The following is a 15,842-nucleotide window of genomic DNA, read 5'->3' as shown; positions in this document are numbered from 1 at the left end:
GGAAAGAAGGAGATTTAATGGAACGCATTTATTTAGATCATGCTGCGACATCTCCGACTCACCCGGAAGTGGTCGAAAAGATGATTCCATATATGACAGAAACATTCGGAAATCCGTCTAGTATTCACTTTTATGGACGTCAAACGCGCCATGCAGTAGATGAGGCGAGACGCGCATGTGCACGTAGCATTCATGCGAATCCGAATGAAATTATATTTACGAGCGGTGGTACGGAAGCTGATAATTTAGCGCTTATCGGTGTAGCGCGTGCGAACCGTCATAAAGGTAACCATATTATAACGACACAAATTGAACATCATGCAATTTTGCATACGTGTGAATTGTTAGAGCGTGAAGGATTTGAAGTGACATATTTACCTGTTGATGAAACAGGACGCGTTCAAGTTTCTGACATACAAAAGGCATTAACAGAAGAGACAATTCTTGTATCTATTATGTTTGGGAATAATGAAGTTGGGACGATGCAACCAATTGCGGAAATAGGTAAGCTGCTAAAAGAGCATCAAGCTTATTTCCATACAGATGCGGTACAAGCTTACGGTTTAGTAGAAATTGATGTGAAAGAGTTTGGTATTGATTTATTATCAATTTCGGCTCATAAAATTAACGGGCCAAAAGGTGTCGGGTTCTTATACGCTGGTGCAGACGTGAAATTTGAACCGTTATTAATAGGCGGGGAGCAAGAGAGAAAACGCCGTGCTGGTACTGAAAATGTGCCGAGCATCGTTGGGTTGCAACATGCAATTTTGCTAGCTGAAAAAACTCGTGAGCAAAAAAATGCCCAATATGAAGAGTTTAAAGATATAATGGTATCTGTCTTCAAAAATGAAGACATTACTTTCGAGGTAAACGGAAACTTAGAATATCGCTTACCACATGTGCTTAATATTAGTTTTACAGGAATGAACATTGAACCGTTTCTTGTGAACTTAGACTTAGCTGGCATTGCAGTGTCAAGTGGTTCGGCTTGTACAGCTGGTTCGATTGATCCATCACATGTATTAGTAGCGATGTTCGGAAAAGACTCCGATCAAATACGTTCATCCGTACGCTTTAGTTTCGGGCTTGGAAATACGAAAGAGCAAATTGAGAAAGCGGCGTACGAAACAGTGAAAATCGTGAAGCGATTAACACAAAATTAGCATGGGAGGTGACATGATGAACAAACTACCTCACGAAACACGCGTTGTCATCGGGATGTCCGGTGGCGTCGATTCATCTGTAGCGGCTCTTTTATTAAAAGAGCAAGGTTATGATGTAATCGGAATTTTTATGAAAAACTGGGATGATACAGATGAGAATGGTGTCTGCACAGCAACAGAAGATTACAATGATGTAATTGAAGTGTGTAACCAAATTGGTATTCCGTATTATGCAGTAAACTTTGAAAAACAATACTGGGATAAAGTATTTACGTACTTCTTAGATGAATACCGAGCTGGTCGTACACCAAACCCAGATGTAATGTGTAATAAAGAAATTAAATTTAAAGCATTTTTAGAGCATGCCATTGCGCTCGGTGCTGATTATGTAGCAACAGGTCATTATGCACGCGTTGCTTATATGGACGGCGAATATAAAATGCTTCGCGGCGTTGATGACAATAAAGACCAAACGTATTTCTTAAATCAATTAAGCCAAGAGCAATTATCAAAAACAATGTTCCCGCTTGGTGAACTGAAGAAACCACAAATTCGTGAAATGGCGAAAGAAGCTGGTTTAGCGACAGCGGCGAAGAAAGATAGTACTGGTATTTGCTTCATTGGTGAGCGTAACTTTAAAGATTTCTTAAGTAACTATTTACCAGCACAACCAGGTGTGATGCAAACGTTATCTGGCGAAGTGAAAGGGAAGCATGACGGTTTAATGTACTATACAATTGGACAACGTCATGGCCTTGGTATTGGTGGTAACGGTGATCCGTGGTTTGCTGTTGGGAAAAACTTGAAAGAAAACATTTTATATGTTGATCAAGGATTCCATAACGAACTTCTATATGGCGATGAAGTTATTGCTACGAATGTTGGCTGGGTAAGTAATGAAGCGAAAGAAAAAGAATTTAAGTGCACAGCGAAATTCCGTTATCGTCAAGAAGACAATAAAGTAACGGTTCAAATCGTTGATGAAAATACAGTTCGTATTCTTTGTGACGAGCCAATTCGTGCAATTACACCAGGACAAGCAGTTGTTTTCTATGATGGAGATGAGTGTTTAGGCGGTGCTACAATTGATGAAGTGTACCGTAGCGGTAAGAAATTGGATTATTTAGGATAAAAGAGAAGCCTCTGCCGATTCGCGGTTAGAGGTTTCTTTTATATAAGGCGAATTTTCGTTCGCTTGGAAAATACATTCTTTGTTATAATTTGTTGTAGAGGTGAAGGACATGTCAAACAAACTTGAAACAGGTATTCAATATATGCAAGAAGGAAACTGGGAAGAAGCTGCTAAAAATTTCACAGAAGCAATCGAAGAAAATCCGAAAGATGCGCTTGGATATATTAATTTTGCGAACTTATTAGATGTACTAGGTGACAGTGAGAGAGCAATTTTATTTTATAAACGTGCATTGGAGTTAGATGATAAATCAGCGGCTGCGTATTATGGATTAGGAAATGTATATTACGGTCAAGAGCAATTTGCAGAGGCTAAAGCTGTATTTGAACAAGCGATGCAAGCTGGATTACAATCAGCTGATGTAACATTTATGCTAGGTATTACACATGTGCAACTTGGAAATGACCGTCTTGCACTGCCGTTTTTACAAAGAGCAACAGAATTAGATGAAAACGATGTAGAAGCTGTGTTCCAGTGTGGACTTTGCTTTGCGCGACTGGAACATATTCAAGAGGCGAAGCCTTACTTTGAAAAAGTATTAGAAATGGATGAAGAGCATGCAGATGCGTATTATAATTTAGGTGTTGCATACGTATTTGAAGATAATAACGAGAAAGCTCTCGCTTTATTTAAGAAAGCAACTGAAATTCAGCCAGATCACTTTTTAGCTGGTAATGGTGTTCGTTTATTAGAGCAAGAAGCTGAATAAGATGAAAATATAGTTAATGAGTAGTTATCCCTCATCTAAATAGGTGGGGGATGTACTGCTCATTAAAGTGAAATGAAACCGGAAAGGAGAGGAAAGATGGGAAATCAACATGCAATGGATTTGTTTGAGGAAGAAAAAAAGTTTATAAAAGCGCAAGTTCTTCATACCATTTTCCACAACGAAGAAAACCTCTATTCCGTTGTCAGTATGAAAGTCATTGAAACGAATGAAACGTACGACGAAAAGAAAGTAATGATAAACGGTCATTTTCCTCGCATGCATGAAGATGAAGTGTTTACGTTGACAGGTCATTTTAAAGACCATCCGAAGTATGGAAAACAATATATGGTCGAAACGTTTAAGAAAGAATTGCCGCAAACGAAAGCTGGTATGGTGCAATATTTAGCGAGTGATTTATTTAAAGGGATAGGAAAGCGTACAGCTGAAAAAATTGTGGACCATCTGGGGGAACATGCTATTTCTAAAATTATGGATGATCCTGAGGCTTTAAATGGTGTTGTCAACAAGCAAAAAGCACAAGAAATTTATGAGACAATTGTTGAACATCAAGGATTAGAGAAAGTAATGAGCTTTTTAAATGGCTACGGTTTTGGAACGAAGCTTTCTATTAAGATTTACCAACAATATAAAGAGATGACATTAGAAGTGATTCGTAATAACCCGTACCAACTTATCGAAGAAGTGGACGGGATTGGTTTTGGAAGAGCGGATGATATAGGGCGTGCGTTAGGGATATCGGGTAATCACGACGACCGTGTACGCGCAGGGTGTTTTTACACGTTAGAGAATGTCTCATTACAACTTGGTCACGTTTATATGAGGAAAGACCAACTTGTAAGAGAAACGATGTCACTTTTAAACAATCAAGAAGGAAGAGTGACTGAGGAAGATATTGTAGGCTGTATTGAAACGATGCAAAGTGAAGGGAAAGTCATCATAGAAGAAGAGCGAGTGTATTTAGCAACGTTATTCTACTCTGAAAAAGGTGTTGTAAAGTCCATTCGCAGGCTTATGAATCAAGAAGAAACACCTTCATTTCCTGAAGCAGAAGTGCTAAAGACGTTAGGTGAAATTGAAGAACAACTGAGCGTACAGTATGCACCACTTCAGCAAGAAGCAATTCAAACGGCACTTCATAAACCGATGATGTTATTGACAGGTGGACCAGGAACAGGGAAAACAACAGTTATTAAAGGAATTGTTGAAATGTATGCGTCACTTCACGGGCTATCGTTAAATCCGAATGAATATAGTGATGATAATCCATTTCCGATATTATTAACGGCTCCAACAGGAAGAGCAGCGAAGCGAATGAGTGAATCAACAGGGCTTCCAGCTTGTACAATTCACCGTTTACTTGGATGGACGCCAGAAGGGTCTTTCCAGCGTAATGAAACAGATCCGGTACAAGGGAAGTTGCTTATTATTGATGAATTTTCAATGGTTGATATTTGGCTTGCAAATCAGCTGTTTAAGTCATTGCCGACGAACATTCAAGTTATCGTTGTAGGTGATGAAGATCAATTACCATCTGTAGGGCCTGGACAAGTATTGAAAGATTTATTGAATGCAGGTGCAGTTCCAACTGTAAAGCTTACTGAAATTTATCGTCAAGCAGAAGGTTCATCAGTAATTCAACTTGCCCATGCGATAAAAAATGGAACGCTCCCACCAGATTTAGCGCAAAACCAAAAAGATCGTTCATTTATCGGCTGCACAGGAGCTCAAATTGTTGAAGTTGTTAAGAAGGTTTGCGAAAACGCTAAGACAAAAGGGTTTAGCGCAAGAGATGTACAAGTATTGGCCCCGATGTATCGTGGACCGGCTGGTATTAATGTACTAAACGAAGCGTTGCAAGAAGTGTTTAATCCGAAAAGAGAAAAGAGTAAAGAAATTGCTTACGGTGATGTTGTATACCGAAGAGGCGATAAAGTTTTGCAACTCGTTAATCAGCCGGAGAGCCAAGTATTTAATGGTGATATCGGCGAAATTGTTTCGGTGTTTTATGCGAAAGAGAACGTTGAGCAACAAGATATGATTATCGTTTCATTTGATGGAATTGAGGTAACATATACAAAACCAGATTTAAATCAAATTACACATGCCTATTGCTGTTCGATTCATAAATCACAAGGTAGTGAATTTCCGATTGTGATTATGCCGATAGTAAAAAGTTATAATCGTATGTTACGTCGTAATTTAATTTATACTGGTATTACAAGAAGTAAGAAGTTCCTTATTATTTGCGGGGAGGAAGCTGCTTTCCAGTCTGGTGTAAATCGCCTTGATGATGCAATGCGTCAAACGACTTTAGCTAGTCGATTGCAAGAATCACAAGGAGAAGTACAGATGGTAACGGTTAACGGCGAAGAAATGGACGTGGAAAACATTTCACCGTATGATTTCATGTAACAAGGTGAAATTATATAGTGAAACTTTCAAACGTATAACGTTGAAAGGCTCCAGCAATGTATAAATGAATGCAGTTTGGACATAATGGCGAATAGAATCCGGGAGACTGTAAGGAGATGAACGCCATATGTTTATTTGTCCAAATTGCAAAGGGAAAGACATTGGAAAAATAGGTGTCAACCAATTTTATTGCTGGAATTGTTATATCGAATTATCGGTTTCAAAGGGGAAAATCCATACGCATCAAGTAGAAGAAGATGGTTCACTAAGCTCTCTTGATGATTTATTTGATGAGAATGAAAGAACGATCGGATAACGAAAAGGGGGATTTACTTTGAATCTACGCAATTCATTAATCGCATTAGGTGTTGGAGCGGCAGCATATCAATATGCTCGCAAACAAGATGTATTTTCAAAACGTAATATGAAAAAAGCACGTAAGATGATTAAATCTTATTTATAAGCGTAAAAAACTCCCTTCATGATGAGGGAGTTTTTTTATGCACTTGTATGCAAATATAAAAGTCCAATTTCAGAGAAGAGATAAGATAGGCCGTAACATCCAACGCCAAGCATTCCGTAATGAAATAATTGCTTCGCTTTTTCTTTTCGTGAGGAACGAATAAAGAAGCCTTTCCAAATACCAAACCCGATACAAATCCATTCAAGAATCATAAAAAGTGCAGATAATATGAGCATAAATAAAACCATTATGAGCCCTCCTGATTATATTGTTTCATGCTGCATTCTCACGGGTGGTTGTCCTTGTTACGTTATGGATATGTACATCTTTACAAAACAGTATGGTCTGCACGAAAAGATTTTAAAACTTTTGCACATAACCTACCCTATTTATTTTCAAAATAAAGGTGGAGGAGGTTTTTCGTGTGAAGAATCTTAAAATCATTTGGATATATCGTTTAGGGTTATTGTTACTTGTTTTTCTTTGTTTGCTCGTTTTTTTAAAAATTAAGCCGCTATGGGCACCGATTATTTTTGTATGTAAAGTGGCCATTACACCGTTTCTTATTGCATGTTTCATTGCGTATTTATTGCATCCTTTAATTGAAAAAATTCATAAGGAAGGGATGCCGCGTACACTCGCTATTTTGCTTATTTACATCCTTTTCTTTGGCGGGATTGGTTATGGAATTTATAAAGGAACGCCAGTTGTGATTAAGCAATTACAAGAAATCAATGAACAATTCCCGCAGTTTACAAAGATGTATGATTCGTGGATGGATGGTGTTACAGAACAAACAGCGAATTTTCCGTCATTTATTCATGAAAAGGTGAAACAAATTTTTGTCGGAGTAGAGACGAAGATACAAGCACTTTTAAATAAAGTGATGAGCACAGCTCGTGGTGTACTAGATTCGTTACTCATTATTTTCTTAATTCCGTTCATTGTATTTTACATATTAAAAGATTACGGCGAGTTTTATCATATCTTTTGGAAACTAGTCCCGAGTAAGTGGCGTAGTACGGGGCAAATGTTGGCGAAAGAAATTGATAAGTCACTTGGAAGTTATATTCGCGGACAGTTATTCGTTTGTTTAGTATTAGGAGGAGTATCGGTTCTTTCTTTTTGGTTTATCGGTATGAAATATCCATTATTACTTGGCATCATCATCGGGATAACAGATATAATCCCATACTTTGGCCCTATTTTAGGAGCGATTCCAGCATTGATGATTGCAGCAACGGTATCAACAAGTTTACTCATTAAAGCGGGGATTACGATTGCTATTTTGCAATTCGTAGAAAGTAACATTTTATCCCCTTATATCGTTGGTAAGTCGCTTCGCATGCATCCTGTTATTATTATGCTTGCATTATTAGTTGGGGGAGAAGTGGCAGGAATTGTAGGGTTATTAATATCAGTTCCTATTTTAGCGGTCATTCGTACAGTGATCGTTCATGTAAGGCCTCTTTGGAAAAAAGAAGATGTGTAAAATGATTATCTACATTGACAAACTTAAGAGAATTCTATTATATTTAGTCATATAATACATTAAATCAATGACGGAACAAGTACGTTACAGTCCATTTATAGAGAGAAGCTTCCATATGGCTGAAAGAAGCTTTAAATGAAGGGTAACAGAAAGCTAATCCTGAGAGCAGCTAATCACTGCCGTCTTGCCACGTTACGGCACCATGAGGTGATGAATTGATTGTTATAGTAATCAATTCATAATTAGGGTGGTATCGCGAGTTAACTCTCGTCCCTTTTATAGGGGCGGGAGTTTTTTATATTTAAGGAGGAAAATACAATGAAACAACTAACAGGCGCACAAATTCGTCAAATGTTTTTAGACTTTTTCCAAGAAAAAGGACATGCAGTAGAACCTAGTGCATCACTAGTTCCACATGAAGATCCATCTCTTCTATGGATTAACAGTGGTGTAGCAACATTAAAAAAATATTTTGATGGACGTGTAATCCCGCAAAATCCACGTATTACAAATGCTCAAAAATCAATTCGTACAAACGATATTGAAAACGTAGGGAAAACAGCTCGTCACCATACATTCTTTGAAATGTTAGGGAACTTCTCAATCGGCGATTACTTCAAAGAAGAGGCAATTACTTGGGCTTGGGAATTCTTAACGAGCGACAAATGGATCGGATTCGATAAAGAATTACTATCCGTTACAATCCATCCAGAAGATGAAGAAGCATTCACAATTTGGAATGAGAAAATGGGTGTTCCAAAAGAGCGTATCATCCGCTTAGAAGAAAACTTCTGGGACATCGGTGAAGGACCAAGTGGACCGAATACAGAGATTTTCTATGACCGCGGAGAAGCTTACGGTAATGACTTTAGTGACCCAGAATTATATCCAGGAGGAGAAAACGAGCGTTACTTAGAAGTATGGAACCTTGTATTCTCTCAATTTAACCATAATCCAGATGGTTCATATACACCACTTCCTAAGAAAAACATCGATACAGGAATGGGTCTAGAGCGTATGACATCTATCGTTCAAGATGTACCTACGAACTTTGACACGGACTTATTCATGCCGATGATTGGTGCAACAGAAACAATCTCTGGTGAGAAGTATCGTAATGGTGACTTAGAAAAAGATATGGCGTTTAAAGTAATCGCTGACCATATCCGTACAGTAACATTCGCTGTTGGTGACGGTGCTCTTCCATCTAACGAAGGCCGTGGTTATGTGTTACGTCGTTTATTACGCCGTGCTGTTCGTTACTCTAAGAAATTAAACATTAATCGTCCGTTCATGTTTGAATTAGTACCGGTTGTTGGAGAAGTAATGAAAGACTTCTATCCAGAAGTACTTGAAAAGAAAGATTTCATCGCAAAAGTTGTGAAAAATGAAGAAGAGCGTTTCCACGAAACACTTCATGATGGTGAAGCAATTTTAGCTGAAGTTATTGCAAAAGCGAAAGAAGAAAAAACAGCTGTTATTTCTGGAGTAGATGCGTTCCGTCTATATGACACATACGGTTTCCCAATTGAATTAACAGAAGAATATGCAGAAGAAGCTGGTATGACAGTTGATCATGAAGGCTTTGAAAATGAAATGGAAAAACAACGTGAGCGCGCACGTGCTGCTCGTCAAGACGTTGATTCTATGCAAGTTCAAGGCGGTGTCCTTGGAGAAGTGAAAGTAGCGAGCGAGTTCGTTGGTTACGGTACGGTTGCAACAGAAAGTAACGTTGTTGCACTTGTGAAAAACGGTGAATACGCAGACAGCTTACAAGCAGGTGAAGAAGGACAATTAATGCTTGATGTAACACCATTCTATGCTGAGAGCGGCGGGCAAATTGCAGACCGTGGTTACCTTCTTGCTGACGGCGTGAAAGTTCTTGTAAAAGACGTACAAAAAGCACCAAACGGCCAAAACTTGCACAAAGTTGTAGTTGAAGAAGGTACATTAACGAAAGATGCGGCTGTAAAAGCTATTATCGATACGAAAAACCGTAGTAGCGTTGTGAAGAACCATACAGCAACTCACTTACTACACCAAGCATTAAAAGACGTACTTGGAACACACGTTAACCAAGCAGGTTCTCTTGTAACTTCTGAACGTTTACGCTTTGACTTCTCTCACTTTGGTCAAGTACAAGCTGACGAATTAGAAAAAATTGAGCGTATCGTAAACGAGAAAATTTGGGAAAGTATTGATGTTGAGATTTCTCAAAAAGCAATTGAAGAAGCGAAAGAAATGGGCGCAATGGCATTATTCGGTGAAAAATACGGTGATGTTGTACGCGTTGTACAAGTTGGCGACTATAGCTTAGAGCTTTGCGGTGGTTGTCACGTTGATAACACAGCTTCTATCGGTATTTTCAAAATCGTTGCTGAGTCTGGTATCGGTGCAGGAACTCGTCGTATTGAAGCAGTAACTGGTAAGTCTGCTTATGAATTAATGAACGATCAAGTAGGTTTATTAAAAGAAGCAGCTGGAAAAATGAAAACAAATCCAAAAGACATTTTAACAAGAGTAGATGGTTTATTTGCTGAAGTAAAACAACTTCAAAAAGAAAACGAATCTCTTGCAGCAAAATTAAGCAATATTGAAGCTGGAAACTTAACTGATTCAGTAATGACAGTTGATGGCGTGAACGTATTAGCGGCAAAAGTAAATGTTGCAGATATGAACAACTTACGCACGATGATGGATGACCTAAAAAATAAATTACAATCTGCAGTTGTCGTATTAGCGTCTGTAAATGATGATAAAGTAAACATCTTAGCTGGCGTAACGAAAGATTTAATTAGCCAAGGATATCATGCTGGTAAACTTGTGAAAGAAGTAGCTTCTCGTTGTGGTGGTGGCGGTGGTGGCCGTCCTGATATGGCACAAGCGGGCGGTAAAAACCCAGCGCAAGTTGAGGAAGCTTTAGCATTTGTACAAGAGTACGTTAAATCTGTTTCAAAATAAAGAGATAGTAGTGTACAATGGTAGGGAGAGGAGAAGTTCTTCTCCCTATACTTACTATATAAGTGAGGTGCTTGAAATGGACGGTTTTGATAAAACAATGAAGTTTAGCATTCAAGATGAAAAACAGAGTGTCCATGTAAATGATGTACTTTTAACTGTGTATGATGCACTTCAAGAAAAAGGCTATAATCCGATTAACCAAATCGTCGGTTATTTATTAAGTGGAGACCCAGCATACATACCTCGCCATAAAGATGCGCGAAGCATCATTCGCAAGCTTGAACGTGATGAATTAATTGAAGAGCTTGTGAAGTCTTACTTGAAACATCATCGTGAGGAGTAATTTATGCGGATATTAGGTTTAGATGTAGGTACAAAAACAGTCGGGGTTGCAATTAGTGACGAAATGGGCTGGACAGCGCAAGGGCTTGAAACAATCAAGATTAACGAAGAACGAGGTCAATTTGGTTTTGACCGCATTTCTGAGTTAGTAAAACAGTATGATGTGGACAAGATAGTAGTAGGTTTACCTAAAAATATGAATGGTACAATTGGCCCGCGTGGTGAAGCATGCCAACAATTTGCAGAAAACCTACGAGAGCTGTTACAATTAGACGTTGTAATGTGGGACGAGCGTTTGTCAACGATGGCAGCGGAACGTCTACTCATTTCGGCCGATGTAAGCCGTAAGAAGCGAAAGCAAGTAATTGATAAGATGGCTGCAGTCGTAATCTTACAAGGATTTTTAGATAGTAAATAAGAGGTGACCAAAATGGAAGAAAATCAAATTACAATTGTAGACGAAAAAGGTAACGAACATTTATGTGAAATTATTTTCACTTTTGACGCTGAAAAATTTGGCAAAAAATCATACGTAGTCTTCTCTCCAATCGGTGAAGTAGACGAAGATGGAGACCAAATTTATGATGCAATGGCTTATGAGCAAAATGAAGAAGAGGGCGGAACTTTACTTCCAATCGAATCTGAAGAAGAGTGGGAAATGGTACAAGAAATGTTCAACACTCTAGCTGATGAGCAAGAAGCTGAATAATAAGTACTGAAAAGGTGGACGGTATATCGTCCGCCTTTTTTATATGTAAAATGAAAGATTTTTTGTCGAAACTGCGTAATCCTTTGTAGTATAATGAGACGGATTGTAGAAAATAAAGTATCTGTCAAAAATGATAGGTAAATGTATTGTGATTTTTTATCATGTTGTATAGAAAGATGTACATATGGCCTACAATTGAATAAGGAGGAAGAGTTTTGGTAGAGAATCAAGTGAAAAAGAAGCGTAGACGCATTTTTTTATTCTCGATAATTGCACTGCTTTTAGTTTGTGGTTCAGTCTATGCGTATATTTCATCCGCATTAGGACCGGTTGATAGCGGGAATAAAAAAGAGATTGAAGTAGAAATTCCAAAGGGATCATCTACTAGTAAAATTGGTGAGATTTTAGAAGAAAAAGGTGCTGTGAAAAACGGTACAGTTTTTAGTTTTTATACAAAGGCTAAATCTAAAAATTTACAAGCGGGTACATATTTATTAAATCCTTCAATGAGTGCAAAAGATGTTATGGAGCAAATGTCATCTGGTAATGTACATCGTCCAGCTCTTTATAAAGTGACGGTAAAAGAAGGGGCACAAGTAACTGAAATTGCAGAAACGGTTGCAAACGAATTAAAGTGGAATAAAGATGATATTGTACGTCAATTAAACGATAAAGCATTTATTCAAAAAATGCAGCAAAAGTATCCCAAGCTGTTAACGGATAAAATCTTTGATAGCAATATTAAATATCCATTAGAAGGTTATTTATATCCTGCGACGTACTCTTTCTATAAAAAAGATACAACTTTGGAGGAAATTGTCATTCCGATGCTTGAGAAAACGAATGCAATCATTGTTCAAAACGAAGCAAAAATGAAAGCGAAAAACTGGGATGTTCATCAGCTTTTAACATTGTCTTCACTTATTGAAGAAGAGGCAACAGGCTTTACAGATCGTCAAAAGATCTCTAGTGTCTTTTATAATCGTTTAGCAAAAGGTATGCCGCTTCAAACGGATCCAACGGTATTATATGCACTTGGAAAGCATAAACAACGTGTGTTATACGAAGATTTAAAGGTTAACTCACCGTTCAATACGTATGTTGTGAAAGGATTACCTGTCGGTCCGATTGCAAACTCTGGCAAACATTCAGTGGAAGCGGCGTTAGAACCTGCGCAAACAGATTATTATTATTTCTTAGCTGCACCAACTGGTGAAGTGTATTATGCGAAAACATTGGAAGAGCATAATGCATTAAAGCAAAAATATATTACGAAAAAGCAGTGAAATGGGGAGGGATAGCGAAAAAGGTCGCACATCCCTCTTTTTTGTGGTAAAATATATCGGGTTAAAAACTGGCAGAAGAATCGTTTTTAATATCAAAACGGGACGTACAAGCTAAGGATAAAGCTGGCTTGTATTTTTATTGCATTCTATGTGTGAAAAGACGTCATAGAGGCACTTCTCCATGTAAATAAGGAGGACCATTATGGAGGATGCAGTTAACGAGTACCTATTATCATTTATTGATCCGAAAGATAAATTAATTCTTGAAATGGAAGACTATGCGAAAGAAAATCATGTGCCAATTATGGATCGACTTGGAATGGAATTTATGTTGCAATTTTTACGTTTAATTGGACCGAAGAGCATTTTAGAGCTAGGTACAGCAATTGGCTATTCTAGTATTCGTATGATGCAAGCTATTCCAAATTCTCGCATTGTGACAGTTGAGCGCAATCGCGATCGATATGAAAAAGCACTTGAATATATAGAACGTTCACCAGTTAAAGAACGTATTTCCGTTATTTACGGTGATGCGTTAGAAACAGGCGAGCAAGTAGAAGAACATGGAACATTTGACGTTATTTTTATTGACGCAGCAAAAGGACAATATCGTCGCTTTTTTGACTTATATGAACCGTTATTAAATCCTGGTGGCGTAATTATTTCAGATAATGTTATGTACCATGGTCTTGTAACAACGAAAGAGAAAATTGAAAACAGACGTACACGTGGTTTAATCCGTCGTATTAAGACGTACAATGAATGGCTTATGAACCATGAAGGATATGATACAACGATTTTCCCAATTGGTGATGGAGTAGCTGTTAGTAAAAAGAAAGGGTGACCAAGGTATGAAGAAACCAGAATTGTTAGTAACACCAAAAGCAGTGGCGGATATCGAACCTCTTGCGAAAGCAGGAGCAGATGCGGTAATGATCGGTGAGCAAAAGTTTGGTTTACGTTTAGCAGGGGAATTTTCACGTGAAGATGTGAAACAAGCTGTGAAGATTGCACATGAAAATGGTGTAAAAGTATACGTAGCAATGAACGCTATGTTCCACAACGATAAAGTAGAAGAATTAACAGACTATGTTGCATTTTTAAACGAAGTACATGTAGATGCAATTGTTTTTGGAGACCCAGCAGTATTAATGGCGGTCCGCGAAGTAGCGCCAAATATGCAATTGCACTGGAATACAGAAACAACAGCAACAAACTGGTTTACTTGTAACTACTGGGGACAAAGAGGAGCAAAACGTGCTGTATTAGCTCGTGAGCTTAGCTTAGATGAAATTGTTGAGTTAAAAGAAAATGCTGAAGTGGAACTTGAAGTACAAATTCACGGTATGACTTGTATGTTCCAATCGAAGCGTTCGTTAGTAGGAAACTACTTTGAGTATCAAGGACGTCATCTTGACATTGAAAAGAAAAAATATGAAGAGAATATGTTCTTATATGACCCAGAGCGTAACAATAAATATCCAATTTATGAAGATGAAAATGGTACTCACATTATGAGTCCAAACGATATTTGTTTCATCGATGAGTTAGAAGAGCTAATTGATGCTGAAATCGATAGCTTAAAAGTTGATGGTGTACTAAAAAGCTCTGCATACATTATTGAGGTAACGAAGAAATATCGTAAAGCAATTGATTTATGTGTAGAAGATCGTGATGCGTATTATGACGTGAAAGACGATTTATATAAAGAGATAGAAGAAATGCAACCGGTGAATCGTCCGTTAGATACAGGATTCTTCTTTAAAGAGACGGTTTACTAAACGAGGAGGGTGTAGGAAATGACTGTACAAGAAATTTCACGAGTGATCGATGGCAAACGCGTTATTGTGAAGAAACCTGAACTGTTAATCCCTGCGGGTAACTTAGAAAAATTAAAAGTAGCTATCCATTACGGGGCAGATGCTGTATATTTAGGTGGACAAGAATTTGGTCTTCGTTCGAATGCAGGTAACTTTACACTGGAAGAAATGGCAGAAGGTGTGGAATTTGCAAAGAAATATGGAGCAAAAATATATGTAACAACAAATATCTTTGCACATAATGAAAATATGGACGGGCTAGAGGAATATTTAAAAGGGATTGAAAAAGCTGGCGTAACGGGAATTATCGTTGCTGATCCGCTTATCATTGAGACTTGTAAACGTGTAGCGCCTTCTGTTGAGGTGCATTTAAGCACACAGCAATCACTATCCAACTGGAAAGCAGCACAGTATTGGAAAGAAGAAGGTTTACATCGTCTTGTATTAGCTCGTGAAGCAAGCTATGAAGAAATGAAAGAGATTAAAGAAAAAGTGGATATTGAAATTGAAGCATTCGTCCATGGTGCAATGTGTATCGCATATTCAGGAAGATGTACGCTAAGTAACCATATGACAGCGCGTGACTCTAACCGTGGTGGTTGTTGTCAATCTTGTCGCTGGGATTATGATTTAGTTCAAACAGTATCACAACATAAAGATGCAAAAGAGCTTCCTCTATTCCAAGAAGAAGATGCTCACTTTGCAATGAGTCCAAAAGACTTAAATTTAATTTTATCAATTCCGAAAATGATTGAAATTGGAATTGATAGCTTAAAAGTTGAAGGACGTATGAAATCAATCCATTACGTAGCGACTGTAGCGACAGTATACCGTAAAGTAATTGATGCATATTGTGCGGATCCTGATAACTTTGAGTTTAAGCAAGAATGGTTAGATGAGCTTGATAAATGTGCAAATCGTGATACAGCTCCTGCATTCTTTGAAGGGGTTCCAGGACATCAAGAGCAAATGTTTGGAAATCATAGTAAGAAAACAACGTATGATTTCGCTGGTTTAGTGTTAGATTATAATGAAGAAACGGGCATCGTAACGATTGAGCAACGTAATCATTTCAAACCAGGACATGAAGTGGAGTTCTTTGGACCAGAAATAGAAAACTTTACGCAGACGGTGGAGAAAATTTGGGATGAGGATGGAAACGAATTAGATGCAGCGAGACATCCGTTGCAAATCGTGAAATTCAAAGTGGATCAACCAGTGTATGTGAATAATATGATGCGCAAAAGCATACTTCAATAAGAAAGAGTGATA

The 15,842-nt window shown here is 38.0% G+C and carries 16 protein-coding genes and 1 other annotated feature; of the genes, 15 read left to right on the top strand and 1 reads right to left on the bottom strand.

The genetic code is table 11. From position 1 onward, the window contains the following. Positions 1-17 precede the first annotated feature (17 nt). The 6 genes from ACTFSI_RS04345 to ACTFSI_RS04320 all read left to right on the top strand — a co-directional run bounded on the left by ACTFSI_RS04345 (position 18) and on the right by ACTFSI_RS04320 (position 5,960). Positions 18-1,163: a cysteine desulfurase family protein gene (locus tag ACTFSI_RS04345; RefSeq protein ID WP_000439904.1), complete on the top strand. Its 1,146-nt coding sequence runs from the start codon at positions 18-20 to the stop codon at positions 1,161-1,163. A gap of 16 nt (positions 1,164-1,179) precedes the next feature. Further along, on the top strand, positions 1,180-2,295 hold the full coding sequence (gene mnmA, locus ACTFSI_RS04340; protein WP_001038006.1) for a tRNA 2-thiouridine(34) synthase MnmA: 1,116 nt from the start codon (positions 1,180-1,182) through the stop codon (positions 2,293-2,295). A 109-nt stretch (positions 2,296-2,404) separates the two neighbouring features. Next, a complete protein-coding gene (locus ACTFSI_RS04335) occupies positions 2,405-3,064 on the top strand; it encodes a tetratricopeptide repeat protein (RefSeq protein ID WP_000066393.1) in 660 nt (219 codons plus the stop codon). 96 nt (positions 3,065-3,160) lie between these two features. Beyond that, positions 3,161-5,497, top strand: a complete 2,337-nt coding sequence (gene recD2 / locus ACTFSI_RS04330; protein ID WP_000528090.1) for an SF1B family DNA helicase RecD2 — start codon at positions 3,161-3,163, stop codon at positions 5,495-5,497. Between the two features lie 127 nt (positions 5,498-5,624). Next, positions 5,625-5,813: a hypothetical protein gene (locus tag ACTFSI_RS04325; protein WP_000469281.1), complete on the top strand. Its 189-nt coding sequence runs from the start codon at positions 5,625-5,627 to the stop codon at positions 5,811-5,813. An 18-nt stretch (positions 5,814-5,831) separates the two neighbouring features. Beyond that, positions 5,832-5,960, top strand: coding sequence for a YrzQ family protein (locus ACTFSI_RS04320; protein ID WP_001053553.1), 129 nt, complete (start codon positions 5,832-5,834; stop codon positions 5,958-5,960). 35 nt (positions 5,961-5,995) lie between these two features. Here the strand turns inward: ACTFSI_RS04320 and ACTFSI_RS04315 are convergent, their stop codons facing one another. Next, a complete protein-coding gene (locus ACTFSI_RS04315; RefSeq protein ID WP_000242543.1) occupies positions 5,996-6,208 on the bottom strand; it encodes a hypothetical protein in 213 nt (70 codons plus the stop codon). A gap of 176 nt (positions 6,209-6,384) precedes the next feature. Between ACTFSI_RS04315 and ACTFSI_RS04310 the strand changes: the two genes are divergently transcribed. The 9 genes from ACTFSI_RS04310 (at position 6,385) to ACTFSI_RS04270 (ending at position 15,830) form a co-directional block, all read left to right on the top strand. Further along, positions 6,385-7,452: an AI-2E family transporter gene (locus tag ACTFSI_RS04310; RefSeq protein WP_000793117.1), complete on the top strand. Its 1,068-nt coding sequence runs from the start codon at positions 6,385-6,387 to the stop codon at positions 7,450-7,452. 58 nt (positions 7,453-7,510) lie between these two features. Then, positions 7,511-7,730: a binding site (T-box leader), on the top strand. Positions 7,731-7,770: 40 nt separating this feature from the next. Beyond that, positions 7,771-10,413 carry an alanine--tRNA ligase gene (alaS, locus tag ACTFSI_RS04305; protein ID WP_000811819.1) on the top strand — a complete coding sequence of 881 codons (2,643 nt, stop codon included), beginning with the start codon at positions 7,771-7,773 and terminating at the stop codon, positions 10,411-10,413. Between the two features lie 76 nt (positions 10,414-10,489). Beyond that, complete coding sequence (locus ACTFSI_RS04300; RefSeq protein ID WP_000348590.1) at positions 10,490-10,756, top strand: IreB family regulatory phosphoprotein; 267 nt, start codon at positions 10,490-10,492, stop codon at positions 10,754-10,756. A 3-nt stretch (positions 10,757-10,759) separates the two neighbouring features. Then, a complete protein-coding gene (ruvX, locus tag ACTFSI_RS04295; RefSeq protein WP_001221197.1) occupies positions 10,760-11,173 on the top strand; it encodes a Holliday junction resolvase RuvX in 414 nt (137 codons plus the stop codon). A 12-nt stretch (positions 11,174-11,185) separates the two neighbouring features. Further along, on the top strand, positions 11,186-11,464 hold the full coding sequence (locus ACTFSI_RS04290; RefSeq protein ID WP_000392247.1) for a DUF1292 domain-containing protein: 279 nt from the start codon (positions 11,186-11,188) through the stop codon (positions 11,462-11,464). 215 nt (positions 11,465-11,679) lie between these two features. After that, the gene (mltG, locus tag ACTFSI_RS04285; protein WP_000230084.1) at positions 11,680-12,750 is read left to right on the top strand and encodes an endolytic transglycosylase MltG; all 1,071 of its coding nucleotides are present in this window, start codon (positions 11,680-11,682) and stop codon (positions 12,748-12,750) included. A 202-nt stretch (positions 12,751-12,952) separates the two neighbouring features. Then, positions 12,953-13,594 carry an O-methyltransferase gene (locus tag ACTFSI_RS04280; protein WP_000389089.1) on the top strand — a complete coding sequence of 214 codons (642 nt, stop codon included), beginning with the start codon at positions 12,953-12,955 and terminating at the stop codon, positions 13,592-13,594. Positions 13,595-13,601: 7 nt separating this feature from the next. Continuing rightward, the gene (locus ACTFSI_RS04275) at positions 13,602-14,531 is read left to right on the top strand and encodes a peptidase U32 family protein (protein ID WP_000742781.1); all 930 of its coding nucleotides are present in this window, start codon (positions 13,602-13,604) and stop codon (positions 14,529-14,531) included. 18 nt (positions 14,532-14,549) lie between these two features. After that, complete coding sequence (locus ACTFSI_RS04270) at positions 14,550-15,830, top strand: peptidase U32 family protein (RefSeq protein ID WP_000217969.1); 1,281 nt, start codon at positions 14,550-14,552, stop codon at positions 15,828-15,830. Positions 15,831-15,842 lie beyond the last annotated feature (12 nt).

The sequence above is a fragment of the Bacillus cereus group sp. MYBK101-2 genome (genome assembly GCF_051918845.1).
GTDB lineage: Bacteria > Bacillota > Bacilli > Bacillales > Bacillaceae_G > Bacillus_A > Bacillus_A paranthracis.
The sequence above is the reverse complement of the archived record's forward strand: the minus strand, read 5'-3'. Positions and strand labels throughout refer to the sequence as shown.

Coding starts and splice junctions, on each gene's coding strand:
- ACTFSI_RS04345 (WP_000439904.1), top strand. CDS start 18: ATGGAACGCATTTATTTAGATCATGCTGCGACATCTCCGACTCACCCG.
- mnmA (WP_001038006.1), top strand. CDS start 1,180: ATGAACAAACTACCTCACGAAACACGCGTTGTCATCGGGATGTCCGGT.
- ACTFSI_RS04335 (WP_000066393.1), top strand. CDS start 2,405: ATGTCAAACAAACTTGAAACAGGTATTCAATATATGCAAGAAGGAAAC.
- recD2 (WP_000528090.1), top strand. CDS start 3,161: ATGGGAAATCAACATGCAATGGATTTGTTTGAGGAAGAAAAAAAGTTT.
- ACTFSI_RS04325 (WP_000469281.1), top strand. CDS start 5,625: ATGTTTATTTGTCCAAATTGCAAAGGGAAAGACATTGGAAAAATAGGT.
- ACTFSI_RS04315 (WP_000242543.1), bottom strand. CDS start 6,208: ATGGTTTTATTTATGCTCATATTATCTGCACTTTTTATGATTCTTGAA.
- alaS (WP_000811819.1), top strand. CDS start 7,771: ATGAAACAACTAACAGGCGCACAAATTCGTCAAATGTTTTTAGACTTT.
- ACTFSI_RS04300 (WP_000348590.1), top strand. CDS start 10,490: ATGGACGGTTTTGATAAAACAATGAAGTTTAGCATTCAAGATGAAAAA.
- ruvX (WP_001221197.1), top strand. CDS start 10,760: ATGCGGATATTAGGTTTAGATGTAGGTACAAAAACAGTCGGGGTTGCA.
- ACTFSI_RS04290 (WP_000392247.1), top strand. CDS start 11,186: ATGGAAGAAAATCAAATTACAATTGTAGACGAAAAAGGTAACGAACAT.
- ACTFSI_RS04280 (WP_000389089.1), top strand. CDS start 12,953: ATGGAGGATGCAGTTAACGAGTACCTATTATCATTTATTGATCCGAAA.
- ACTFSI_RS04275 (WP_000742781.1), top strand. CDS start 13,602: ATGAAGAAACCAGAATTGTTAGTAACACCAAAAGCAGTGGCGGATATC.
- ACTFSI_RS04270 (WP_000217969.1), top strand. CDS start 14,550: ATGACTGTACAAGAAATTTCACGAGTGATCGATGGCAAACGCGTTATT.